This window comes from Dokdonia pacifica (genome assembly GCF_900188275.1).
GTDB lineage: Bacteria > Bacteroidota > Bacteroidia > Flavobacteriales > Flavobacteriaceae > Dokdonia > Dokdonia pacifica.
On sequence record NZ_FZNY01000001.1, the window covers coordinates 591,814 to 614,851 of the forward strand.

The following is a 23,038-nucleotide window of genomic DNA, read 5'->3' on the forward strand; positions in this document are numbered from 1 at the left end:
CTACTGTTATGAAATATCACCTAATAGACAACACACTCTTTATAAAAAATCGCAAAAACTTTATGGCTCAGATGAAGCCAAATAGTCTTGCCGTTTTTAATAGCAATGACATTTATCCTATTAGTGCAGATAGCACGATGCCTTTTGAGCAACATAGAGATATTTTTTACTTAAGTGGGGTGGATCAAGAAGAATCTATTTTGGTCGTATTTCCAGATTGCCCAAAAGAAAAATACCGTGAGATCTTATTCTTAAAAGAAACCAATGAGCATATTGCTGTTTGGGAAGGAGAGAAGCTCACCAAAGAAAAAGCGCTAGAAACCTCAGGCATTAAAACAGTATTTTGGCTTCAAGACCTAGAAAAAATATTTGCAGAGTTAATGACCTATGCAGATACCGTATACGTAAATACTAATGAGCATTATCGTGCCGCTGTAGAGACTGAAACGCGTGAAGATCGTTTTACAAAGTGGTGGAAAGCTAAATATCCTGCGCATAGTGTTGCAAAAAGCAATCCTATTTTACAGCGTTTACGTTCTGTAAAAGATCAAATAGAAATAGATTTGATTCAACAGGCATGTGATATCACTAATAAAGGATTCAGGCGTGTATTAGGGTTTGTAAAACCTGGAGTTTGGGAATATGAAATCGAAGCAGAGTACATTCACGAGTTTTTACGTAATCGTTCCAAAAAATTTGCCTACACCCCTATTGTCGCTGCTGGAAATAATGCAAATGTGTTGCATTATATCGAAAATAACCAACAGTGTAAAGATGGCGACTTAATTCTTATGGATGTAGGTGCCGAATATGCAAATTATGCTAGTGATATGACGCGTACTATTCCTGTAAATGGACGTTTTACAGAGCGTCAAAAAGCAGTTTACAATGCTGTATTACGTGTAAAAGATGAGGCTACCAAAATGCTTGTTCCAGGAACCTATTGGGAGCAATATCATATAGAAGTGGGTAAACTTATGACCTCTGAGTTATTAGATTTAGGGCTTTTAGATAAGGCAGATGTACAAAATGAAAATCCAGATTGGCCAGCGTATAAAAAGTACTTTATGCACGGCACAAGTCACCATATGGGATTAGATACGCATGACTACGGACTCCTACACGAGCCTATGCAAGCCAATAATGTTTTTACCGTGGAGCCTGGTATTTATCTTCCAGATGAAGGATTTGGTATTCGACTGGAAGATGATGTTGTGATTCAAGAAAGTGGCGCTCCTTTCAACTTAATGCATGATATTCCAATTTCTATTGAAGAGATCGAGGATCTCATGAATTCATAAAATATTAATGAGTTGTTTATGTATACGCTTTCGCGAAATTGAGCTTGCGAGATTCACGACCAAAGGGAGAGTGAAACGGTAAAGCGTATATAGACATTTTAACTACTAATAAATATCACATGTCAAGAATCTCTTATCTAGACGTGACTCCAGAGGCTGGTAGAAATTATTTTTCCAATCCGCCTAAAGGAGAAATCGTTATGCTTAATCTTTTAAAATTTAAAGACATTGCAAATTATTCTCAAACACCTGCGCTAACTCCAGAAACACCTATCTCTGGAAAGGAGGCCTATCAATTATATATGGAGCATACCCTTCCGTTTTTAAAAGAAGCTGGAAGTGAGGTTTTATTTAGCGGAAAAAGTGCTTCTTTTTTAATTGGACCTTCTCAAGAAGATTGGGATTTGGTTTTATTGGTAAAGCATAAAGACGCTGCTACATTTTTGAAATTTGCACAAAACGAAGCTTACTTATCTATTGCGGGACATCGCGCGGCGGCTCTTGAAGATTCAAGATTATTACCTATAACACCTGAACATTAGTAACAAAACCCGTTACACATATAGAAAACGGGATAGTTCTTCTGTCTATAGGAAAGAACCAAGTAGTTATTCTATTTTATCATGATTGGAAAGTTAGTTAGTACTTGATAAAATAAAACACTCTATTTTCTATATGCTAACAGGCTTTTTTAATCACATCCTAAATCTATCCTAGCTTGAGGGTCATTTGCTGGAAAGCAAAAACCACTATTGGATACTTCAGGTACATATCTTGTTAAATCTCGATCTCGAAGTGCATCTGATAAAAATGCGGTAAGGTCATTGATTTGTGTTTCTGTAAGTCCTAATCCTCCAAACTGATCTGCAAATTGACCAGAAGGAACATCTGTATTTTGAGGAACACCTTCATTTTTATAAGCAACAACATCTCTTATAGATGTAAAGGTACTTCCATGTCCAAAGAAGCCTCCATCTATTAGATTATAAAGGGTAGGCGTTTTGAATTTATAATCATCGGCTGCATTTCCTGTAAAGTTCCCTCTTCCTCTTGCTACTGCATTAATATCTACATCTGGTCTAATTACCGCATCTGAACTCCCATCAAAATCTCCAAATCCAAAGGCATGAAACGCTTTATCTTTTAGTGCTGGGCCTGTATGACATTGCACACATTTTCCTTGATCAAAGAAAACAACAGCGCCTCTTTTTTGTTGTTTTGTCATTGCAGTCAAATCTCCTTTAAGGTATTCCTGCCAAGGAGCTCTATTAGAAAGTAATGTTCTATTAAATGCTGCAATGGCAAGTCCAGCTGTTCTTCTAGAATATCGATCTGCTTCAGGAATATTTGGAAAAGCTGCATCAAATAAATCTCTGTAATTATAGGTATCTACAAAAGCTTCATCTATAAAAAGACGATGCTCGTCTTGTCCTTGCATAGCTTGTACTTCAATCCCTTGAAATCCTTCAAAGTTTTCTGGAATGAGTTCCCATCCGGCTTCTGTTCCTTCATTGGTTCCTGTACCTCCAAAACGTCCATCCCACAAAGCAACATCTTGGTATGCTAAATTTAATAAAGTAGGCACACGCACTGGTTGCACATCTACTGAATCTATAGGCATTAATGGATCTATAAAACGTCCTTCTCCACTAAGTCCAAAACCAATACCTCCTTCTCCAATTCCTTGTCTTCTCCCTGCATTAAAACCAGCTGCCACTGGATGACACGTAGCACATGCAAATTGAAACTCACGGCCTTCTATTTTAGGATCTCCACCCATAGCAGTATCATGCAATAATAATTGCCCTAGAGCGACTTTTGCAGATGTGATTGGATTTAAAGGATCCTGAGGAATAGATGCAAAGTCATCACTATCTGGTAATACAAAAAATGAATTTCCCTCTTCTCCTGAAGCATCTAGTATTAATTCACTTAGTGTATCATCTAATAAAGATTGGTCAATCTCCTGATAATCATCGTCATTTTGACAAGATATAAATATTGTCAAAAATGCCATTGTAAAAATAACTTTCTTCATGATCTTTAATTTAATAAATAGCATATTTGATGTCTATACATGTTATAGAAACACCTAATCATTACTCAAACTTAAACTATATTTTTGAAAAAAGACAATTATTTATCATCCAAAATATTTATAAATAATGAATCTAAGTAGCCTATATATCAATGATTAAAGAAATATTAGGCAGACACAAAGGTTTTCCCTGACAATAATATGTCAGTCATCCCCAGACATACTATTACATTGTTCGAATTTTCATACAAGATTATTTTAAGAAATGTCAATTCTACACTTTTTAAAAATAAACAACAGTAGCAAAGAGTAGCATATACTTTTTATAGTTATATGCAAAATAAAGTGTGATTTAAAAAAAAGGAGAGGTAATTAGACATAAAAAGAGACTACCCAATGGTAGCCTCTTCAATAACTAACTAAACTAACTTAACTTCCTTTTTCATTTATTTTACACAGTTACGACATCAAAAAGGTAGGTGTGTAACCGTTGTAGGGTTGCTATTTTATGATCTGAATGGATCAATAAAGAAATATTATTATGACTTCCTCCATATGAGATCATACGAACATCTACATCTTGAAGGATTTGAAATAATTTATGTGTTTGACTATGGTATATAATTGAGTTTCCAACAAGACATACGATAGATTGTTGTTGATCTACATCTACAAAAGAAAATCGTTCTAATTCTTCTACGATAGGGTCTAAATATGTTGTATCATCTATGGTTAATGAAATAGCAATTTCTGAAGTCGTAATCATATCGATAGCGGTTTCATAACGTTCAAAAATTTCGAATACTTTTTTCAAAAAACCATGTGCAAGTAGCATTCTACCAGACTTTATTTTTATAGCAGTAATTCCATCTTTTGCCGCAATCGCTTTAATTCCTTCACCATGTACATTATTAGTAATTAATGTTCCATATGATGTTGGTTCCATAGTATTCTTTAAACGCACTGGAATATCTAATTCACGTACAGGCATTACTGTTTGCGGATGCAAAATCTTAGCTCCAAAATAAGCAAGCTCTGCTGCCTCATCAAACGAGAGGTTTGAGATAGGTCTTGTCGTATTTACAAAACGAGGGTCATTATTATGAAAACCATCTATATCTGTCCAGATTTGCACTTCTTCTGCTCGAATAGCTGCTCCTATAATAGTTGCCGTATAATCACTTCCTCCTCTTTGCAAATTAGATACCTTCCCATCTACATCAAGACAAATAAAACCTTGTGTAATGTATATATCTGCCACAGGCAACTCATCAATAATGCGATGGATGTTCTGGCGTATATAGAAATTATCAGGTTCATTATTACGATCAATCCTCATAAAGTCTAATGCAGGCAATAACTGCACCTTTATACCTTCTTGACGTAAGTATGCACTAAATATATAAGTAGACAATAACTCTCCATAGGAAAGAATTGTATTATACATTAATTGATCATGGGGCTTATCTGTAGCTGCTCTTAAATAATAGAAAACATCTTGAACGTATTCTTGTACATCATATAAAATTGCTTCATCAGAAAATAATGATTGAATTGTATGTGCATACGATATTTCTAATGCATCTATACTAGTAGAAGCTTTAGAAATATGCCCTTCCTTTATATCATTAGATATAGCAACAAGTGCATTTGTAGTTCCTGACATAGCCGAAAGCACAACGATCTTTTTCTCTTGATCATTGATAATATCTTTCACTTGGATCATATTCTCTACAGATCCTACAGATGTGCCTCCAAATTTTAATACATGCATCGGTATATCATTTTATGAGGTCAAAAATATTATTATCACCTCTCTAAACCTTATAAATGATAAAATTATTCTAATTTTGCACAATATGTTATATAATTAACAAAATGAAAACAATAGCATCTTGTGTCGAAGAAATTATTCTTACACAGCCTTTTATAGAAGAAGGTCTCTCGAAAAACATTATCAACTATTCTGCACTAGCAGAACATATACAACCTCTCATAGAAAAACGTTTACACAAGACGGTAAAAACGGGTGCAATTATGATGGCGTTGCGTCGTTACAATCCTCCTATTCATGCGAGTAATAGTGTAAAAATGCAACGTATCCTTAAAAACTTAGGAGATATTACCGTGCGTTCTAATTTAAGTGATTTTACATTTCAAAATTCACCTACCTTAATTAGAAGTCATGCAAAAATCTTAGACCTCATTACAATTGACCGAAGCATTTTCTATGCCTTTACAAGAGGAATTTTAGAAAGTAACATTATTATTTCTTCTTCAGAAAAAGAGAAGGTAATTGCTAGTTTCACAAATGAAACCCAATTAGATATTCAAGAAAACTTATCAGCTATCAGCATCAATTTACCTCACGATAACTCTACCGTGCCAGGATTATATTATCAACTTTTTAAAAGACTTGCTTGGGAAGGTATTGCATTACACGAAGTGGTATCTACTACCAATGAGTTTACCATTTTAGTAAAAGATTTTTTAGTAGACAGAGCCTTTTCAGTCATCAAAAACCTTAAAAATGAAGCTAGTTCTTAAGATTATTCATTTTTTTTAAACCCAATTAGATTAACAACAATAAAAGTAACTAATGCAGGTAATAACCAACCTAATGTAACGGTTCCAAAAGGCAGAAACTCTTGAATAGGTTGTACCATTTCAGAAAGCCCTATAGAAGATAAAAAATCTGGCAAACTGAATAAAACAGTAATAAGGACTACAGCTTTAAATACAGTAGGTGTTGCAAACTTATCTGGAAGTGCATTCAGTAGTATAAGCACAATCGTAATTGGGTAGATAAACATAAGCGCAGGAAGTGCCACTACAATAATAGAGTGCACATCTAATTGCCCCATTCCTACGCCAAGAATACAACTAATCACCGCTGTGATTATATAAGCTTTTTGAGAATCTTTAAAGAGTCCTTTAAAGAAATCGGCAGTTCCTGTTACGATACCAACTGCTGTTGTAAAACAAGCAAGTGCTACTAGAACTCCCAAAGCTGACCTCCCCATGTTTCCAAGCGTGTTATAACTTAAAAGGCTCAGTAATTCTGTTCGATTATCTATATCAAGAGTTCCGCTATTTGCAGCTCCAAGAGCAATTAAGCCTACATACATAATCACAAAACCTATTCCTGCAAACAACCCAGCTTTAGCAATCACCCCCTTACTCTCTTCTTTAGAAACTCCTTTAAGACTAAGCGAAACTACTAGAACACCTCCTACTAGAACACCTCCTATGGCATCAAAGGTTTGATACCCTTCTAAAATCCCACTGGTTAAATTACTAGGGTACTCAGAGGCAGTCATCGCACTATAATCTCCAAAAAGACCTATTAATATGATAGATCCTAAGATGATCAAAATACCAGGAGTTAAAAATTTTCCTATGATATCTATAATTTTAGAGCGATTCAACACAAATAATAATACCAGTGCAAAATACACGGTACTCAATATTAAGGGAAGGTATTTTCCTATCGCTCCCAAAGATGGAATATCAAAATAAGGTTGCACTGCCATTTCATAGGTTACAGAAGCGGTACGCGGACTAGGAAAAGAAACTGAAATCACATACACGACAAGACTGTATATAAAAGCAAAAGCAGGAGATACTTTTCTCCCAAAATCCATCATTGTCCCTTGTAATCGTGCATGACCATATATTGCTAAAATAGGAATCACTACGGCCGAAAGCACAAATCCTACAGCGACCATAAACCAACCATCGCCAGCATTATACCCTAAAAAAGCAGGGAATATGAGATTTCCAGCTCCAAAAAAAAGTGAAAACAGTGCAAAAGAAGTGATAAAAGTTTGTTTGGTGATTTTCATAGGTTACTTGATATTTGCGCTTCAAGATAAGTCAAAATGGAGATTACACATAAAGGGAGCCGTATTTTTTATACAGATCAAGGAGAAGGCTCTCCTATTATATTAATACACGGATTTTTAGAAAACAGCACTATGTGGGAAATCCTACTTCCATTTCTTGTCAAAAAACATCGAGTTATATGTATTGATCTTCTAGGTCATGGCAAAACAGAATGTCTAGGGTATATACATACTATGCAGGATTTTTCTGAAACTGTACATGCAGTCATTAATGAATTACACCTCAACCAAGTTATACTTATTGGACATTCTATGGGGGGATATGTAGGGATCGCTTTCGCGAAAGCGTACCCAGAAAAAGTGAATGCATTATGTCTCCTAAATTCTACCCCAGAAGCAGATCGTGAAGAACGAAAACAATTACGCCTTAGAGCTAATCAAATGGCCAAAACACAATTTGAACAATTGATACGTATGTCTTTTATTAATCTTTTTGATCCCGCTTCCAAAGAAATATATCATGATGATATTGCAGTAGCATTAGATCATGCCCTACAAACTCCAGTACAAGGATATATTGCTTCAAATGAAGGTATGCGATTAAGAGAAGACGCAACAACCTTCTGGAAAAATGCTTCTTTTAAAAGAGGTATGATCCTAGGAGAAAAAGATTGGATTATAGATGCAGATAAACAAAAAGAAAAGTTTGCTTCTTATATAGAACATTTCTCAATAATTAAAGGAGGGCATATGAGTCATATCTCAAATAGAGATGCTATGATTATGGACATTTTAAATTTCTTAGATATAACAACACATCGCATTACTTAAATTATCCAAATAAGGTTTTTAACAAGTAAATTACTATAAAAACAACCTCTAAATATCTTAATAAGTTGGGAAAATATTTCTAATTGTTAAATTTTTGTGCATTTCATCGATATTTTTGTGTTGTTTGTAGAATTTTTTTACATTAGTACTCAAGTTAAAACCCCAAATCAATGAATACAACTAAAACTAAAAGCGAGCCTACATACAGTCCATTTTCAAACCTACAATGCAAAGTATTTGGACATAAATACCGTATTACTAAAAGGTATGAATCAAATATTAAAGAGTTTGAATGTGCAAATTGTAAAAAGCAATTTACATTAGATGGATATGGCCACTACACCCCACTCACTCCAAAATTACGTCGTATCAATGAAGTGTACGAAAATTTCTACACTAGAAGATTAGCGACACGTTAATTAAAATTACTCAGATTGTAATGCATTCCAGCCTCTTGCTATTAAAGGAATTTTAGTATTAGCTCTTGTGATAAGATGAGCCCCCTCTCTCTCTTCTGTCATATGCCCTACTACAGTAAAATTTGGATTTGCTTTAATCTTAGGGTAATCCTCTTGACGTATGGTAAATAACAACTCATAGTCTTCTCCACCACTTAAGGCTATAGTAGTACTATCAAGTTCAAACTCTTCACAAGTATTAATTACTTGAGGATCTAATGGAATTTTCTCTTCGTATAGATTACACCCTACTTTAGAGTTTTTACATAAATGCAAAATTTCTGAAGATAAACCATCACTTATATCTATCATAGATGTAGGCAATACTTCTAGAGATTCTAATAATAAAACAACATCTTTCCTTGCTTCTGGTTTTAACTGACGTTCAACAATATAAGCGTATTGTTCTAAATCTGGTTGACTATTAGGGTTTACTTTAAATACTGCTTTTTCTCTTTCAAGGACTTGTAATCCCATATAAGCAGCTCCTATATCACCTGTTACAACAACAAGATCACCCGCCTTTGCAGTATCTCTTCCTACTATTTTTTCTTTTGTAGTATTTCCTATTGCTGTTACACTAATAACAAGCCCTGTTGTAGACGATGTAGTATCACCACCTATTAAATCTACTTTATAATTAGTGCAGGCTGTTTGTATACCCACATATAAATCTTCTAATGCTTCTAATGGAAAACGATTAGAAACAGCTATCGAAACTGTAATCTGACTAGCCATTGCATTCATAGCATATACATCAGAAAGGTTGACCATCACAGCCTTGTATCCTAAGTGCTTTAAGGGCACATAACTCAAATCAAAATGAACCCCTTCAATTAGAAGATCTGTTGTCACTACAATTTGTGTGTCTGGAAATGATAATACTGCAGCATCATCACCGATTCCTTTTAAGGTAGTTTTATGAGTAATTTTAAAATGTTCCGTAAGATGATTTATGAGTCCAAACTCACCTAATTCTTCTAAAGAAGTTCGGGATTGATCTTTATTTTCTAACATAATTGCAAAGGTACTAAACAACCTTATGAAGGCTATAACTTGCTATAACTTTTTATGGATTTCAGAATATTTATCACAGGTTACGGGGGATTTTGCACATATATTTGTTATATAAGTGAATATTGACAAGTAATACTTGATCGGATATTTCGTGTGTACTACACAAATTTTATAAGTTTACAATAATCCTAGACAAAACTACCTAATGAAATCTTATCTAACCAAAATATGCTTTCTGTTTGGACTCCTACAATTTTCTTCTATCACAATAGCACAAACTCCTTGCGAAGGAAATATGGCAGCAGGATTTCCATGTGAAGGATACACCCTTCAAGACATACTTACCAATGCCGATATGAGTACCAACTTCACAAATGATAGTTGGGGATGGACAGATCCAGATGATGGTAAAGAATATGCCATTATAGGGCTCGGAAACGGAACTGCATTTGTAGATATTTCAAATCCAAATGATATGATTTACCTTGGTAAATTACCCACACATACCACAAATAGCATATGGAGAGATATAAAAGTATACCAAAATCATGCATTTGTAGTAAGTGAGGCTGGTGGTCACGGGATGCAAGTTTTTGATCTTACCCAATTACGTACAGTGACAAATCCTCCTGTTACTTTTTCTGAAACAGCACATTATGATGGGTTTGGAAGCGCACATAATATTGTTATAAATACAGAATCTGGATATGCATATGGTGTTGGTACACAAACATTTTCTGGAGGCCCTCACTTTATAAATATCCAAGATCCAATAAACCCTGTAGGAGAAGGAGGATATGCGGACAACAGTTATAGTCACGATGCGCAAGTAGTAACATATCATGGTCCTGATAGTGATTATGAAGATCACGAAATACTAATAGGTAGTAATGAAAATGAAATTGCTATTGTAGATATTACAGATAAAGATAATCCTGAAGAAATAGCAACTATCTCATATCCAAATATAGGATATACACATCAAGGATGGTTTACAGAAGATCAACGTTATTTCCTTTTAGGTGATGAGACAGACGAAATTGGCTTTGGATTTAACACGAGAACCATTGTTTTTGATTTTAATGATTTAGACAATCCGCAACTTCATTTTGAATATGAAGGAACTAATACATCTACAGATCATAATGGATATGTCGTTGGAAACTTATTTTACTTAGCAAGCTATAGAGCTGGGATGCGTGTTATAAATATCTCAGACATTGCTAATCAAAACATAAATGAAGTAGGGTATTTTGATACGGTACCAAGTACAGATAATGTAGGGACAGGGTCTGGTGCTTGGAATGTATATCCATTTTTTGAAAGTGGAAATATTATTATTAGCGATCAAGATGGCGGTTTTATACTTGTAAAACAAAATGAAACGCTAGACGTTACTACTTTTGAGGCTCCTAAAGAAATTACAATGTTTCCTAATCCTTCCTCAGGTATAGTATCTATAAATACAAATGATCCAATAGGACAAGTAGTAGTAATCAACACATTGGGACAAGTAGTACACCAAACTAAGATCGCTACAACAGATGCACAATTAGACCTCACGCATTTAAAAACAGGGCTCTATTTTGTAAAAACAACAAATAGCACACAAAAACTGATATTAAAATGAAATTAAAGTTCTTCTTTTCTCTGATTGTTATAAGCATTATAATAGTAAGCTGTAGTGACGATGATGATAGCACAGCGCCTATTCTTGTAACTCCAGACACAGAAGAAGAACCAAATCCTGTAGCCGATGGCCGCCTTGTATGTGAAAATGGATTTGCAGGTATTTTTCCTTGTGATGATTTTGACCTTATGGCACAAATTAACTTATCACAATTAGGAAACTCAACAGGTGGAAATGACATCTGGGGATGGACAGATCCAGTTACAGGTACAGAATATGCACTTTTAGGAACCCGTGAAGGCACCACATTTATAGATATATCAACACCTACAGCACCAAGAATTGTAGGATTTCTTCCTACAGAAACCACGGTTTCTCAATGGAGAGATATAAAAGTATACAATGACTATGCATTTATTGTAAGCGAAGCTGGAGGGCATGGAATGCAAATATTTGATCTCTCTTTATTGCGAGATGCAGATCCAGACCAAAACATAACATTTACACCAAATGCAGTATATACAGAATTTGGAAATGCACATAATATTGTCATTAATGAACAACAAGGATTTGCATATGCCGTAGGCACAAGCACTTTTAGTGGAGGACCGCATATTGTAGATATAAGTGACCCATTGAATCCTACATTTGCAGGAGGTTTTTCAGGACAAGGATACACACATGATGCACAAGTAGTCACCTATAATGGACCCGATCCAGACTATGCAGGAAGAGAAATATACGTAGGAAGTAATGAAGATGAAGTAGTTATTCTGGATGTGACAGACAAAGCAAATGTGGTTCAAATTTCAGAAGTAAGTTACCCTAATATCGGATATACACATCAAGGATGGCTTACAGAGAATCAGCGTTATTTTATAGCAAATGATGAGTTAGATGAAAGTAATATAGGATTTAATACACGCACGCTTTTATTTGATTTTACAGATTTAGACAATCCTTCATTTGCAGGAACTTTTACCGGAGACACAGGAGCTATAGATCATAATCTATACGTAAAAGGTAACGAAGTATTTTTATCAAATTACACACGAGGCATTCGTGTAGCTGACATATCAGGAATCACAACAGGCAACTTATTTGACACAGGATCTTTTGATACATTCCCAACAAATAACAATACGTCCTTTAATGGCGTGTGGAGCATATACCCATATTTTAGTAGTAATAATATCATCATTAGTGATATAGATGGCGGTCTGTTTATTATTAGAAGAACTGGAACCTAAATTAAGAAGAAGAAAAATGAAATATTTGCTTTTTATGCTTTCGCGAAAGCGTATACTCACCCTTTTATTACTTATAACAATAACTATAAGTTGTAGCGACGAAGAGGCTGACTTACCAACAACTGTGGTTACAGATTCAGAAACAGACGATCCAGATGTTGATAACGAAACAGCATCTATCACCTTGGATTTTACAAGAGTGTATGGCGGTAGTGAAGATGATACATTTCATGATGTAACTGCAACTAATGATGGAGGTTTTATTGCGCTTGGATATTCGCAAAGTATAGATGGTGATATAACAGATAATACAAACCAAGTAAATATGTACTGGCTTGTAAAAACAGATAGTGAAGGGGCTATTCAATGGTCAAAAACCTATGGAGGTACAGATGATGATCGTGGTGAAGAAGTCATACAAACTTCAGATGGAGGGTATGCGATGATAGGATATAGTAGAAGTAGTGATGGTGATGTTAGTACTAACGAAGGATTTCAAGACCACTGGGTTGTAAAATTAGATGCGCAAGGAGAAATCCAATGGGAAAAAAGTTATGGATTCCCTGGTTCCGATCAAGCTTTTTCAATTATACAAACTTCAGATGGAGGTTATTTTACGTCAGGGTTTTTAGATGTAACCGCTTCTGGCGGTGATGGCAATGACTTTACAGTATCTGACGATAACGAAACAAGAGCCGTCTTACATGGGGTAGGTGAATTTTGGGGACACAAATTAGATGCCAACGGGACTAAAGAATGGCGCCGTTACTTTGGAGGCACTAACAATGACAGAGCCTATGCAACCCTACAAGCCGATGACGGAGGAATTCTTATGATAGGAGCTAGCGAAAGTAATGACTTTGATATCTCAAACTCAAAAGGAAGTTATGACTTCTGGATAGTTCGAATAGATGCTTCTGGCAATTTAGTGTGGGAACGCTCTTTTGGCGGATCAGAAATTGATATTGCATATGCCGCTACAAAAACACCAGACGGTAATTATGTAATTGCCGGAGATACAAGAAGTAATGATGGCGATGTCACAGAATTTAATGGTAATGCCGATGTATGGGTAATTAAAATAAATGATCAAGGTACTTTACTTTGGGAAAAAACTTTAGGAGGAACAAGCTTTGATTCTGCTAGAGCTGTTGTTGCTACTACAAATGGAATTGCTATTACTGGATCATCCCGGAGTAATGATATAGATGTTACAACTAATGGTGGTCAAAATGATATTTGGATTGCTTTATTAGATGACAATGGTGATTTACAAGATCAACGAGCCATAGGTGGAGATGGGATTGATTTTGGGTTAGGAATTGCCTCAAATAATCAAGGAGAGATCATTATAGCTGGAGAAACTCAGAGTAATACTGGAGAACTTACAAGTAATAATGGTTCTCTGGATGGTGTATTAATAAAAATAAACTAAGAAAAATTGATATGAGAAAGTATGTTGCACTTTTAGTAGGATTTGCTACCCTACTTACCGCATGTAATAATAATGATGAACCTGGTAGTATAGTTCAAGACCCTGGAAGTTTAAATCTAACATTTGAAAATGTTGTTATTGGAACCTCTATATCTATGAATCCTACTTCATACACAAATAGTAGCAATGAGACCTATACTATAAGTGAATTAAAGTATATTATCTCAAATATTACATTAATTAAATCAGATAATACAGAATACATCTATCCAGTAGAAGACAGTTATTTTTTAATTAATGAAGATGGAAGTAAGACTGCCAGCTTATCAGATATTCCAGCAGACACTTACAAAGGAATTAAATTTGGTTTTGGTGTTGATCCCACAAAGTACCCTATAGAATCTGGAACATTAAACTTTATTCCACTAGCAGAAGAAGCTGGCATGTTGTGGTCATGGTCTGCAGGGTATAAATTTTTAAAATTTGAAGGCAATTATAGTAGTGCTACAGATCCTACTAATGAAACTCCGTTCCGATACCATGTGGGTAGTCATGGGGCAAATCTTGACAACTATAAAGAAATAACACTGACTCTTAATGAGTTTCAAATAAGTAGCGAAAATACAGCTTCAAAAACCATACAATTTGATATCGCTAAAATTTTTGACGCAATACACACTTTATCTTTAGAAGAAAAAGACGATATTCAGGTAGATCCTGTAAATGCACCAAAAATTGCAGAAAATATAAGTACCGCTTTTAGTATTTCAGAGTAATGAAAATAACGCACTATTTTATTCTTATCCTTCTTTGTTGGAGCTGTAGCTCAGAATCTGGTGATGCTGACACCATTGCAACAGATGATTCTCCTATGACGGTTACAAATCCGTTATTAGACTTTACAGTACCTTCTAATTTTCCTGATGCCACGTATAGCATAATACAAAACCCACCTACAGAGAAGGGATTCGAATTAGGTAAAAAATTATTTTATGATGGGCAGTTAGCCTCCGATGGAGTGGTTTCTTGTGGGTTTTGCCATATTCAATCATTTGCATTTACACACCATACACATATTACCAGTCATGGTGTAGACGGACAGATCGGAACACGTAATGCACAGCCATTGCATAACCTAGCTTTTATGAATGAGTTTACATGGGATGGTGCCGCTACATTTTTAGACACACAACCTATTATTCCCATTACAGCAGAAGTAGAAATGAATGAAACGGTATCTAATGTGATTGCAAAATTAAATGCAGATGATGACTACCCTACTTTATTTGCTGAAGCTTTTGGATCTGAAGGTGTCAGTGCAGATAGAATGTTTAAAGCTTTATCCCAATTTATGGTGATGATGGTGAGTGCCAATTCTAAGTATGACAAACTAGAACGAGGAGAAGCGGTCACTTTTACTGATGAAGAAAATGCTGGACGAGCTGTATTTGACACAAAATGTGCTTCTTGCCATGCGGGTACTTTACAAACTGATCAATCTTATCGTAATAATGGGCTTCCAGTAGATCCTGAGTTCAATGACATAGGACGTGAACGTGTTACTGGGTTACCAAGTGATAATCGCAAATTTAAAGTGCCTAGTTTACGCAATATAGAAATCACTTTCCCGTATATGCATGATGGGCGCTTAGGAACCCTTGAAGATGTCCTTGATTTTTATACAGATGGTATGGAAGATAGCCCTACGCTAGACGATCAATTCAGGCGTCCAGATGGCACCTTAGGACTTGATATTACCCCTGAAGAAAAAGTACAACTTATTGCTTTCTTAAAAACATTGACAGACAATGACTTTATAGAAGACAGACGCTTTGCTGAGTTTTAGAATAGCTATTCTTCTAGACGCTTATCAATATCGCTTTTTAATCCCTGAGCAATGATATGCATTGGGTCTAATGCTACTGCTTTATCAATATGCTTTTTAGCGAGTGATAAACTATCCATTTTAAAATAGATATCTGCATACGTTGCATGAGGACCTGCAAGTGTAGTATCATTATGCATTGCCACAACCTCATCTGCATACGATAGCGCTGTATCATAATTGCCTATTGCTGCCTCTAAAGAAGCTAGATAGCTTTTAAAAAAAGCCACTTCTTCTATCTCTTCTTGAGAAGTCAAGACTTGTAATGAATCTATCGCTTGTTGTGCTCCGTATCTTGCATGTAACACCTCTATATATTCTGCTTTGATATAACTTTCATGTGGGTACTTGTGAACAAATGTTCTATAATTTTCTTCAGACAAGGCACGAAACTTTTTTACAATAGCTCCTGTCTTATCTGGAGATTGCGATCGTGCATTCATGATATCAATATTTAACAAATAGACATCTAGTAATAACCTTTGATCTTCCGTTAGTTTTTCTTTTTGAGTATCTAGAATTTCTTTAATTGCTATACGCTCTTCTAGATTTCCACTTATTCTTCCCACTAAACTTAATCCTACAAAAAAATTAGGATCATGAGCATGTGCCTTACGAAATGACGTTTCTGACAACGTCCACTGTCCTTTATCCATGATATGTTCCCATCCTTTATGAAAGTAAAACAAAGCTGAGTCATTTTTTGTCCCATAATCAAATACTACTTGTTTCTTTTTAGAAGTACATGAATTTATAACACAACAAATACACACACTCAAAACAATTATAGATCGTATATTTCTTTTAAGCATTATATAAGGGTTTAATTGACTGGTGAAAGCAATATACTATAACAAAAAATAAGTTCTTAGATTCCTGTCACTATTTTAACTACATTTATGAAAAACAAAATAGATCATATGAAAAAAATTACATGCGTTATCATCTTAGCATTCATAGGAATGCAACTCATTGCTCAATCATTTGAAGTCCCTAAAAATGTAAATTTAGTGAAGGCAGAAGACTACAAACAATATGAAGAAGCTATTGTAAAAGGAACAGATTGGTTACTTAACACTCCTATAAATTCAGAACAAGCTAAACGAAAAGAGGTAAATGCTTTTCTGATGAAATGGATGACAGGAAGTCCAGATGTATCATTAGAAATGAATGCAGATGTACTCACTTTTATGGAATGTCCAGATTGCCTAATGATGTTCTTAGCAGGTTGGACAAAACTTGCTATACAAAGTGATACAAAAGTTTCTAATGTAGAAGGATCTATTCAAGGGGTTAAAGATGTTATTGCGTTATATCAAAAAAACAAAGCATACATTGGAAAAAACAAAGCCATTGAAAAATACATTAAACTAGATAATAAAGGAAAATTAGAAACCTATCTTGCTTCAAAACTTAAGTAAAAAACAACTTTCCTATAGCAAGTATTAAAACAACAATAAGCACATAATACGCTACTTGATCTGCCCATTTGCTTTTACTAGCAAATCGGGCAGTAAAATAGCCACCTATGGTTTGTCCTACAGCCATAATACCTCCTAGTTTCCAATCTATCAATCCTTGATAATGGAACAAAAATATAATCACCAAAGTATATAACGCAATCACAAATGATTTTAAGGCATTCCCTTCAATAATATTAAGACGCATTCCTAGCACCATAATAATCAAAAAGAATACACCCATTCCCATCTGAATGAATCCTCCATAAAAACCTAATGCTAGTAACAAAGGCCAATATATATACCATTTAGGTTGAAAATCGGCGTCAGTTTTACGTAACCACCTTTTAGGCTTTACTAAGACGGCAATGAGCATAAAAACCATCATAAATCGAAATACCGATCTGAATTGCTCATTACTTACATTAAGCGCAAGAATAGCACCCGCAATAGCTCCAATAAAAATGGGATACACATATTTTTTTGTGTTTGACAGATTGAGTTTTCCATTTTTGTAAAACACCCATGACGTAGCTGTGCATTGTGTAAAAACTCCTATACGATTGGTTCCATTGGCCATATTTGGCGTAAGCCCAAGTATTTCGGTTAAAATCGTTAAGGTAATAGCACTTCCATTACCAGCGAGTGTATTAATGCCTCCAGCAAACATAGCGCCTACAATGGCTATTAGGTACAATTGAATATCTGTCATACCCTTCAAAGATACTGTACAATCTAATAATGCTTTCACGAAAGTGAAATTTATACAGATTATATCAAAATACGAAAGCTCAAAAAACAAAAAGACACCTTAAAAAAAAGTGCCTTTTCTATAGTGAGATAACATTGAGATCAATCCCATTGTTTCAGAGGAGTCACCAATCCTTGTATCAAGATTTGAACATTATTTACACCGTTAGTCAAATCGCTACCATTCCCAAAACGAAAAAACATCTCGCTATTAAAGTTTTCTTTCCATCCCATAGAATATGGAGAATAGATTGCCAAGTAGGAATTACTAGCATTGGTTGCGACCGATTCTGCTCTTACAAAATAGCGAAATCCAGCACTGTGAGGAGGTAACGGACCTCTTCCTATATATCCAGTAGTAGGGGAACCTTCTGAAACCTTAGGACGCACCTGTCCTTCAGCATTTCCATTCGTTCCATTAGTACTGTAATATTTGAAAGCAAAAAGATAACTTCCAAAAGGCATCGGAATATCAATATCATTTTTAACCGTAATATCACCTGCGGTTTGAAGTATAGGAACAGGAGCATTAAAATCGGTATCAGAAACACCTACTTTAGATACTCCTGCGATACGAGCGGCTAATACGTTGTATTCCTCTTCAGTTACTTCAATCCATCCTGAAGTATTCTCATAAGCAGTACGAGAGGTGGTAAGTAGTGTTTGAAGGTCGTCAGCATCAGTAATGGATATATTTATATTAGAAAAGGTAGTCGCATCCCCATTTACAATAGAAATGGTTGCTGTTACACTTGTACGGGTTTCAAAATCAAAAGCAGCAGGATCACTTACAAGCACTTGTCCAAAGCTATCTACACTTATAGCTCCCATGGGATCACTAGCACTCACAGAAAAAATAGTGCCATCACTTTCATTTACAGAAATAGCTCCTAAAACATCATTTTGAGCAGGATTTTCAGTAACAGTTGTGACTAGATCTGAAGCTTCAAGATTTAATGAATCTTGTTGATCATCTGAGCAGCTAATTACGATACATAGTGGCACACACCATATAAAGGTCTTTAAAAATTTAAAATACATCTTCATGAGAATTATGTTTTGTGGTTAAAATAATTCCTGTTTTGTGTACTGCTCCTATAAGAGCTGCAGTCACTTCTAGAGCAGCATCCACAAAACGGGTGTCAATCATTGACTTCACAAACGTATCTGGAATTTTTAAAGATGCAAAAAATGTATGGGGGACAAAGGTAGGACAGTCACCAAAGCCTTATTTTTAAAGGGATACCACGAGCGCCTCCAAAGACTCATTAGGTTGTATTTCTAGCTTTTTACGTAATCTCTGGCGTGCTTTTTTAACCCCTTCGGCAGAAATATTAAGCATATTTGCAATCTCTTTGGAGGTGAGATTCATCTTAAGTAATGCCATAAGTCGGAGTTCATTTGGAGTCACACCTGGGTATTTTTCTTGAACTGTTTTGCTAAAATCGGTATGTACTTGTTCAAAATACTGAACAAAGGTGCTCCAATTTTCTTCGTCTTTTAAATCAAAGTTTATTTTATTAATAATAGCTCTGGTATCGCAACCGCCTTGCAATTGTTCTACCTTGCCTTTAAGCTCGGCAAGGATTTCATTTTTCTTAGCCAAGTGCAAGGTATGCGTGGTGAGTTCTTTGTTTTTATGATGCAATTCGGCATCGAGTTTTTGACGTTCGAGTGCTGTTCTTTTTACGCTTTCGCGAAAGCGTACCCAAAGCGCTCCCAATATTCCTAAAACAGCTAGTAATCCTGCTCCCAACAACCCTTTCTGTAATTTACTATTGGTTTCTTTTTCTTCAAGCAAAGCAATTTGCGCCTCTCTTTTTTCAGTTTCGTGAATCTCTTGCAACTTTTTTACTTCACGTTGTTTAGTGATCATATTCAAAGAGTCTACAAGTTCAGGAAACTTCTTCATGATCTCATAGGCTTTATCTTTTTGCCCACTTTTACCAAGGGCTACAGAGTATATTACGTGAGCTCCTAATACTTGCTCATCTAATACTTTTTTATCTTTTTCAAATAAATAAGCTTCATAGGCATAAGGGAGTGCCTCTTCTCCTCTTCCAGTTTCTATATACCCTTTTGCTAGCAATCGATTATTAAGACTAATAATGGTAGGGTCATAAATCTCTTTCACAGCTGCTAGGCATTCTTCATGAATAGGAATGCTTTTTTCATAGTTCCCTACTATTGAATAGGCATTAGCCAATTGTGTTTTTGCGGTCCACTCAAGATTACGGCCTTCAAAAAAGGAAATTGCTTCTGGAAGTTTATCTATAACGGGTTGTACACTATCCATATGATTCATCGCCATACTCCAATTAATCAATGCTCTATAATAAAGTTCTTCTTGATCCTTTGAAGATTCGAGTGCATCTGCAAGTGTTTTTTTAGCTTCTTGAAAATCATAATTACTCAAATAGATATTCCCCATCGTAAAATCGATTCCTGCAACTTGCCTTTTTAATCCTGATTTTTGGGCATATCCTTTTGCCTCTGCCAATATTTCTAATGCTTCGGTAGAATTTCCCATTCTATGAAGCAAGTCTGCTTTTTGGATATACGCTTCAGTAATTGCCACATAATCCCCACCAATAAATGCCCATTCTCTGGCTTTATCTATGGTAGGGATAATGCTATCTAGAGACCCTACACGTGCAAGGGCATAGGTTTTTTTTCGATATAATGCAGCTGTCACAATAGGATGATTATTTCCATTGGTTTGCTCAATCCCTTTTGTGAGATATGCTAAAAAATCTGGTAATTGCCCAAAGCGAGATATACTTACTCCTACTTCATGATAGGTCATTGCCAGTGTAGAATCTGGCAAGGTTGCTGCGAGTTCTAATGCTTGATCATAGGTTTTTAAACAATCTACCCCTTTTGATTTTAAGCATTCATCTCCCTGATCTATAAGAGATTTTAAATCGTCATCAAGTACTTTATAGTAATTCTGACCCCATAAAGAGACAGCACTTAACCAACAGAAAAGTATACATAGGGCTCGCATAAAAGAGTCTTTTTTACTCTTTAAATATAGCTATTTAGATTTTTACGACTACCCCACCATATCCATTAAAGCCTGGTGCAGGTTCAAAAAAGCGCCCTCCAAAAGCATTGATACGTACGTTATCTGTATATTCTTGATCGAGTAGATTATTGATTCCAATGTAGGGTTGTATGATTACATTCTTATAGATAAAATCATACCCGCCACGTACGTTTATATTCTCGTAGCCTTCTACTTCTGCTTCATTGCTATCATTGGCATATTGCAATCCTACGATGGCTGTTTGAATTCCGGCATAAAATCCTTTTTCAGAGTGATATTGTAGGCTTATATTTCCTACGTGTTTTGGAATACCTGGCAATGCATTTCCATCAAAAGTACCATTGGGTGTTGTAAAGTCACTGTACGTAAAATCAGAATAGGCATATGCTGCCGATACGGTCCACGCTTTCGCGAAAGCGTATACGCCTTCTACCTCAACACCATTACGAGCTGTTTTTCCAGCATTTCTAAAGAATGTACGATCTGGAAAGGCTTCCAATTCAAAAGGCACTAAGTCATCTCGGGTATCGATTCTGAATACAGCTACTTGGTATCGAAACGCATTTGCAAACTGCCCTTTAAATCCTATCTCATAATTGGTGGCTTTCTGCGCTTCCAGACCTTCATTAAACCCTTGATCTCCATTTGGGTTTGCTGAAAGTTCAGATAGTGCGGGTGTTTCAAAACTTGTGGAGAAGTTGGTGTAGACATTATGTGTTTTCGCGAAAGCGTAATTCACCCCAACACTTGGATTTACAGCATTTAATGTAATATCATCTGAGTCGTCACCATTGCTTAAAAAAGCATCATCTGCCGTGAGTTTATTGTAATCAAAACGAATCCCTCCTGTAATATACCACTTATCAATCTCTAGGTGATCTGTTATGTATATGCCTAAATTTGTAAATCGTTCTTTTTGATCTAGTGTTTGATCTCCTTGCGTTCCTTCCAGATTTCTGAAACGTTGCCTATCGTCATTTTGATAGGCAAAATCATAACCTGCTTTTAATGTGTTTTTGCCTTTGGCATAGGTAATTGAGGCGCCTTGACCTACATAATCTCTTCCCAAATCTACAATACCGCCAAACTCAAAAGGAAGCTTTCCATCAAACTGCCTATTATTATAAAATAAATAACCATCTATGGATGTAAACTTATTTTTAATCCACGTGGTACTAATTCCAACTTTAAATTGACGTATCGTTTCCCCTGTCTCAAAAAGCACATTACGATCTCTGGCCTGTCTCCTATTTTCTTGAACAGCTTCCAGTGTTAAGCTTCCCGGATCGTCTGCTTCGGGGGAGTCACTATAGTTAAGAAGTGTTCTTATAGTTAAGCGATCGCTAATATCAAATTTTGCTTTAAAATTGGTATTTACTTGTTTGAAACCACTTTGATCTCGATATCCATCGGAAGCCACATAATTTCCATGAAATATATAAGTCGCATTTTCAGAATTAATTCCTCCGGTTGCTTGAAAGTTTTGGAATCCGTAAGAACCTACACTTCCCTTCCAATGAGAGAAAGGCTTCTCTACCTCATCTATGGTTTGAATATCAATCACGCCACCCGATGCATTTCCATATAAACTAGAGCTGGGTCCTTTTACTATTTCAATACGATCTATAATTCCTAATGTAAGATTATCTAATTGTCCTTGACCATCTGGTGTGGTTTCTGGAATACCATCTACTATTAATTTTATACCTCGTATTCCAAAAGCAGACCTTGCCCCAAAACCACGTATAGAAATACGTAAATCTTGTGCAAAATTATTGGTGTTTTGCGCAAACAACCCCGGACTTTGTTGCGTAAACTCTTGTAAAGAAAGCTGTTGTCTTGTTGCGTCGTCTTGTGTTGTTTGATATACTGATACTGTAGCAGGTATCTTTTGAAGTGTACTAATGATACGAGAAGATTGTAAAAAAACAGTATCTAATTTTTGAGATGGAATGGAATCTGTTTGACTATAACTCAAATGAATCATACACATACATAAACCAACAGTGCTAAGTAAAATCTTTTTCAACGGATTGTTATTTTTTTGAAAAGTACGCCCTTGTATAGAAACCTCAAAATAAAGTTAGAA

The 23,038-nt window shown here is 35.5% G+C and carries 21 protein-coding genes; 11 read left to right on the forward strand and 10 right to left on the reverse strand.

The features are described from left to right. Positions 1–8 precede the first annotated feature (8 nt). Both CHB80_RS02700 and CHB80_RS02705 read left to right on the forward strand, forming a co-directional pair. On the forward strand, positions 9–1,301 hold the full coding sequence (locus tag CHB80_RS02700; RefSeq protein WP_089369885.1) for an aminopeptidase P family protein: 1,293 nt from the start codon (positions 9–11) through the stop codon (positions 1,299–1,301). Positions 1,302–1,420: 119 nt separating this feature from the next. Beyond that, positions 1,421–1,843, forward strand: a complete 423-nt coding sequence (locus CHB80_RS02705; RefSeq protein WP_089369886.1) for a DUF1330 domain-containing protein — start codon at positions 1,421–1,423, stop codon at positions 1,841–1,843. Positions 1,844–1,992: 149 nt separating this feature from the next. On the opposite strand, the gene CHB80_RS02710 is transcribed toward CHB80_RS02705, so the two are convergent. Together CHB80_RS02710 and CHB80_RS02715 are read right to left on the reverse strand one after the other, a co-directional pair. After that, the gene (locus CHB80_RS02710; protein WP_229746884.1) at positions 1,993–3,339 is read right to left on the reverse strand and encodes a cytochrome-c peroxidase; all 1,347 of its coding nucleotides are present in this window, start codon (positions 3,337–3,339) and stop codon (positions 1,993–1,995) included. Between the two features lie 451 nt (positions 3,340–3,790). Beyond that, a complete protein-coding gene (locus CHB80_RS02715; protein ID WP_089369887.1) occupies positions 3,791–5,113 on the reverse strand; it encodes an aspartate kinase in 1,323 nt (440 codons plus the stop codon). Positions 5,114–5,217: 104 nt separating this feature from the next. Between CHB80_RS02715 and CHB80_RS02720 the strand changes: the two genes are divergently transcribed. Next, positions 5,218–5,886 carry a hypothetical protein gene (locus CHB80_RS02720; RefSeq protein WP_089369888.1) on the forward strand — a complete coding sequence of 223 codons (669 nt, stop codon included), beginning with the start codon at positions 5,218–5,220 and terminating at the stop codon, positions 5,884–5,886. A 2-nt stretch (positions 5,887–5,888) separates the two neighbouring features. Here the strand turns inward: CHB80_RS02720 and brnQ are convergent, their stop codons facing one another. Continuing rightward, complete coding sequence (gene brnQ / locus CHB80_RS02725) at positions 5,889–7,184, reverse strand: branched-chain amino acid transport system II carrier protein (RefSeq protein ID WP_089369889.1); 1,296 nt, start codon at positions 7,182–7,184, stop codon at positions 5,889–5,891. Between the two features lie 36 nt (positions 7,185–7,220). On the opposite strand from brnQ, the gene CHB80_RS02730 reads away from it, so the two are divergent. Continuing rightward, positions 7,221–8,015 (forward strand): alpha/beta fold hydrolase, encoded by a 795-nt coding sequence (locus CHB80_RS02730; RefSeq protein ID WP_089369890.1) that lies wholly within the window; start codon positions 7,221–7,223, stop codon positions 8,013–8,015. Between the two features lie 170 nt (positions 8,016–8,185). Next, positions 8,186–8,434 (forward strand): hypothetical protein, encoded by a 249-nt coding sequence (locus CHB80_RS02735; protein WP_089369891.1) that lies wholly within the window; start codon positions 8,186–8,188, stop codon positions 8,432–8,434. Between the two features lie 6 nt (positions 8,435–8,440). Here CHB80_RS02735 and thiL read toward each other — a convergent pair whose 3' ends face one another. Further along, positions 8,441–9,490, reverse strand: coding sequence for a thiamine-phosphate kinase (thiL, locus tag CHB80_RS02740; RefSeq protein WP_089370754.1), 1,050 nt, complete (start codon positions 9,488–9,490; stop codon positions 8,441–8,443). A gap of 205 nt (positions 9,491–9,695) precedes the next feature. Between thiL and CHB80_RS02745 the strand changes: the two genes are divergently transcribed. The 5 genes from CHB80_RS02745 to CHB80_RS02765 are packed head-to-tail and all read left to right on the forward strand — an operon-like array spanning position 9,696 to position 15,651. Further along, positions 9,696–11,120 carry a choice-of-anchor B family protein gene (locus CHB80_RS02745; protein WP_089369892.1) on the forward strand — a complete coding sequence of 475 codons (1,425 nt, stop codon included), beginning with the start codon at positions 9,696–9,698 and terminating at the stop codon, positions 11,118–11,120. Beyond that, complete coding sequence (locus tag CHB80_RS02750) at positions 11,117–12,370, forward strand: choice-of-anchor B family protein (protein WP_089369893.1); 1,254 nt, start codon at positions 11,117–11,119, stop codon at positions 12,368–12,370. Before CHB80_RS02745 ends, CHB80_RS02750 begins: the two co-directional genes overlap by 4 nt. A 16-nt stretch (positions 12,371–12,386) precedes the next feature. Further along, positions 12,387–13,805 (forward strand): hypothetical protein, encoded by a 1,419-nt coding sequence (locus CHB80_RS02755; RefSeq protein ID WP_229746883.1) that lies wholly within the window; start codon positions 12,387–12,389, stop codon positions 13,803–13,805. Between the two features lie 11 nt (positions 13,806–13,816). Further along, the gene (locus CHB80_RS02760; protein ID WP_089369895.1) at positions 13,817–14,581 is read left to right on the forward strand and encodes an MbnP family protein; all 765 of its coding nucleotides are present in this window, start codon (positions 13,817–13,819) and stop codon (positions 14,579–14,581) included. After that, positions 14,581–15,651 carry a cytochrome-c peroxidase gene (locus CHB80_RS02765; RefSeq protein ID WP_089369896.1) on the forward strand — a complete coding sequence of 357 codons (1,071 nt, stop codon included), beginning with the start codon at positions 14,581–14,583 and terminating at the stop codon, positions 15,649–15,651. Before CHB80_RS02760 ends, CHB80_RS02765 begins: the two co-directional genes overlap by 1 nt. A gap of 5 nt (positions 15,652–15,656) precedes the next feature. Here CHB80_RS02765 and CHB80_RS02770 read toward each other — a convergent pair whose 3' ends face one another. Further along, positions 15,657–16,502 carry a tetratricopeptide repeat protein gene (locus CHB80_RS02770; RefSeq protein WP_089369897.1) on the reverse strand — a complete coding sequence of 282 codons (846 nt, stop codon included), beginning with the start codon at positions 16,500–16,502 and terminating at the stop codon, positions 15,657–15,659. A gap of 108 nt (positions 16,503–16,610) precedes the next feature. Here CHB80_RS02770 and CHB80_RS02775 point away from each other — a divergent pair, with 108 nt between their 5' ends. After that, the gene (locus CHB80_RS02775) at positions 16,611–17,111 is read left to right on the forward strand and encodes a hypothetical protein (protein ID WP_089369898.1); all 501 of its coding nucleotides are present in this window, start codon (positions 16,611–16,613) and stop codon (positions 17,109–17,111) included. Here CHB80_RS02775 and CHB80_RS02780 read toward each other — a convergent pair. The 5 genes from CHB80_RS02780 to CHB80_RS02795 form a co-directional block, all read right to left on the reverse strand. Further along, positions 17,104–17,901, reverse strand: a complete 798-nt coding sequence (locus CHB80_RS02780; RefSeq protein WP_229746882.1) for a sulfite exporter TauE/SafE family protein — start codon at positions 17,899–17,901, stop codon at positions 17,104–17,106. The genes CHB80_RS02775 and CHB80_RS02780 overlap by 8 nt on opposite strands. 101 nt (positions 17,902–18,002) lie before the next feature. Next, entirely contained in the window at positions 18,003–18,947 is a 945-nt protein-coding gene (locus CHB80_RS02785; RefSeq protein WP_143337032.1) for a hypothetical protein, read from the reverse strand. Beyond that, positions 18,931–19,059 carry a hypothetical protein gene (locus tag CHB80_RS24980; RefSeq protein WP_262486165.1) on the reverse strand — a complete coding sequence of 43 codons (129 nt, stop codon included), beginning with the start codon at positions 19,057–19,059 and terminating at the stop codon, positions 18,931–18,933. The genes CHB80_RS02785 and CHB80_RS24980 overlap by 17 nt, the downstream gene beginning before the upstream one ends. 75 nt (positions 19,060–19,134) lie before the next feature. Beyond that, complete coding sequence (locus tag CHB80_RS02790; protein WP_089369901.1) at positions 19,135–20,907, reverse strand: tetratricopeptide repeat protein; 1,773 nt, start codon at positions 20,905–20,907, stop codon at positions 19,135–19,137. A gap of 34 nt (positions 20,908–20,941) precedes the next feature. After that, positions 20,942–22,978, reverse strand: coding sequence for a TonB-dependent receptor family protein (locus CHB80_RS02795; RefSeq protein WP_143337033.1), 2,037 nt, complete (start codon positions 22,976–22,978; stop codon positions 20,942–20,944). Positions 22,979–23,038 lie beyond the last annotated feature (60 nt).

What these genes read in the sequence shown, in the direction of transcription:
- CHB80_RS02730 (WP_089369890.1), top strand. Translation starts at nt 7,221, where the DNA reads ATGGAGATTACACATAAAGGGAGCCGTATTTTTTATACAGATCAAGGA.
- CHB80_RS02745 (WP_089369892.1), top strand. Translation starts at nt 9,696, where the DNA reads ATGAAATCTTATCTAACCAAAATATGCTTTCTGTTTGGACTCCTACAA.
- CHB80_RS02710 (WP_229746884.1), bottom strand. Translation starts at nt 3,339, where the DNA reads ATGAAGAAAGTTATTTTTACAATGGCATTTTTGACAATATTTATATCT.
- CHB80_RS02765 (WP_089369896.1), top strand. Translation starts at nt 14,581, where the DNA reads ATGAAAATAACGCACTATTTTATTCTTATCCTTCTTTGTTGGAGCTGT.
- CHB80_RS02770 (WP_089369897.1), bottom strand. Translation starts at nt 16,502, where the DNA reads ATGCTTAAAAGAAATATACGATCTATAATTGTTTTGAGTGTGTGTATT.
- CHB80_RS02760 (WP_089369895.1), top strand. Translation starts at nt 13,817, where the DNA reads ATGAGAAAGTATGTTGCACTTTTAGTAGGATTTGCTACCCTACTTACC.
- brnQ (WP_089369889.1), bottom strand. Translation starts at nt 7,184, where the DNA reads ATGAAAATCACCAAACAAACTTTTATCACTTCTTTTGCACTGTTTTCA.
- CHB80_RS02790 (WP_089369901.1), bottom strand. Translation starts at nt 20,907, where the DNA reads ATGCGAGCCCTATGTATACTTTTCTGTTGGTTAAGTGCTGTCTCTTTA.
- CHB80_RS02705 (WP_089369886.1), top strand. Translation starts at nt 1,421, where the DNA reads ATGTCAAGAATCTCTTATCTAGACGTGACTCCAGAGGCTGGTAGAAAT.
- CHB80_RS02785 (WP_143337032.1), bottom strand. Translation starts at nt 18,947, where the DNA reads ATGAAGATGTATTTTAAATTTTTAAAGACCTTTATATGGTGTGTGCCA.
- CHB80_RS02700 (WP_089369885.1), top strand. Translation starts at nt 9, where the DNA reads ATGAAATATCACCTAATAGACAACACACTCTTTATAAAAAATCGCAAA.
- CHB80_RS02735 (WP_089369891.1), top strand. Translation starts at nt 8,186, where the DNA reads ATGAATACAACTAAAACTAAAAGCGAGCCTACATACAGTCCATTTTCA.
- CHB80_RS02775 (WP_089369898.1), top strand. Translation starts at nt 16,611, where the DNA reads ATGAAAAAAATTACATGCGTTATCATCTTAGCATTCATAGGAATGCAA.
- CHB80_RS02750 (WP_089369893.1), top strand. Translation starts at nt 11,117, where the DNA reads ATGAAATTAAAGTTCTTCTTTTCTCTGATTGTTATAAGCATTATAATA.
- thiL (WP_089370754.1), bottom strand. Translation starts at nt 9,490, where the DNA reads ATGTTAGAAAATAAAGATCAATCCCGAACTTCTTTAGAAGAATTAGGT.
- CHB80_RS02755 (WP_229746883.1), top strand. Translation starts at nt 12,387, where the DNA reads ATGAAATATTTGCTTTTTATGCTTTCGCGAAAGCGTATACTCACCCTT.
- CHB80_RS02715 (WP_089369887.1), bottom strand. Translation starts at nt 5,113, where the DNA reads ATGCATGTATTAAAATTTGGAGGCACATCTGTAGGATCTGTAGAGAAT.
- CHB80_RS02720 (WP_089369888.1), top strand. Translation starts at nt 5,218, where the DNA reads ATGAAAACAATAGCATCTTGTGTCGAAGAAATTATTCTTACACAGCCT.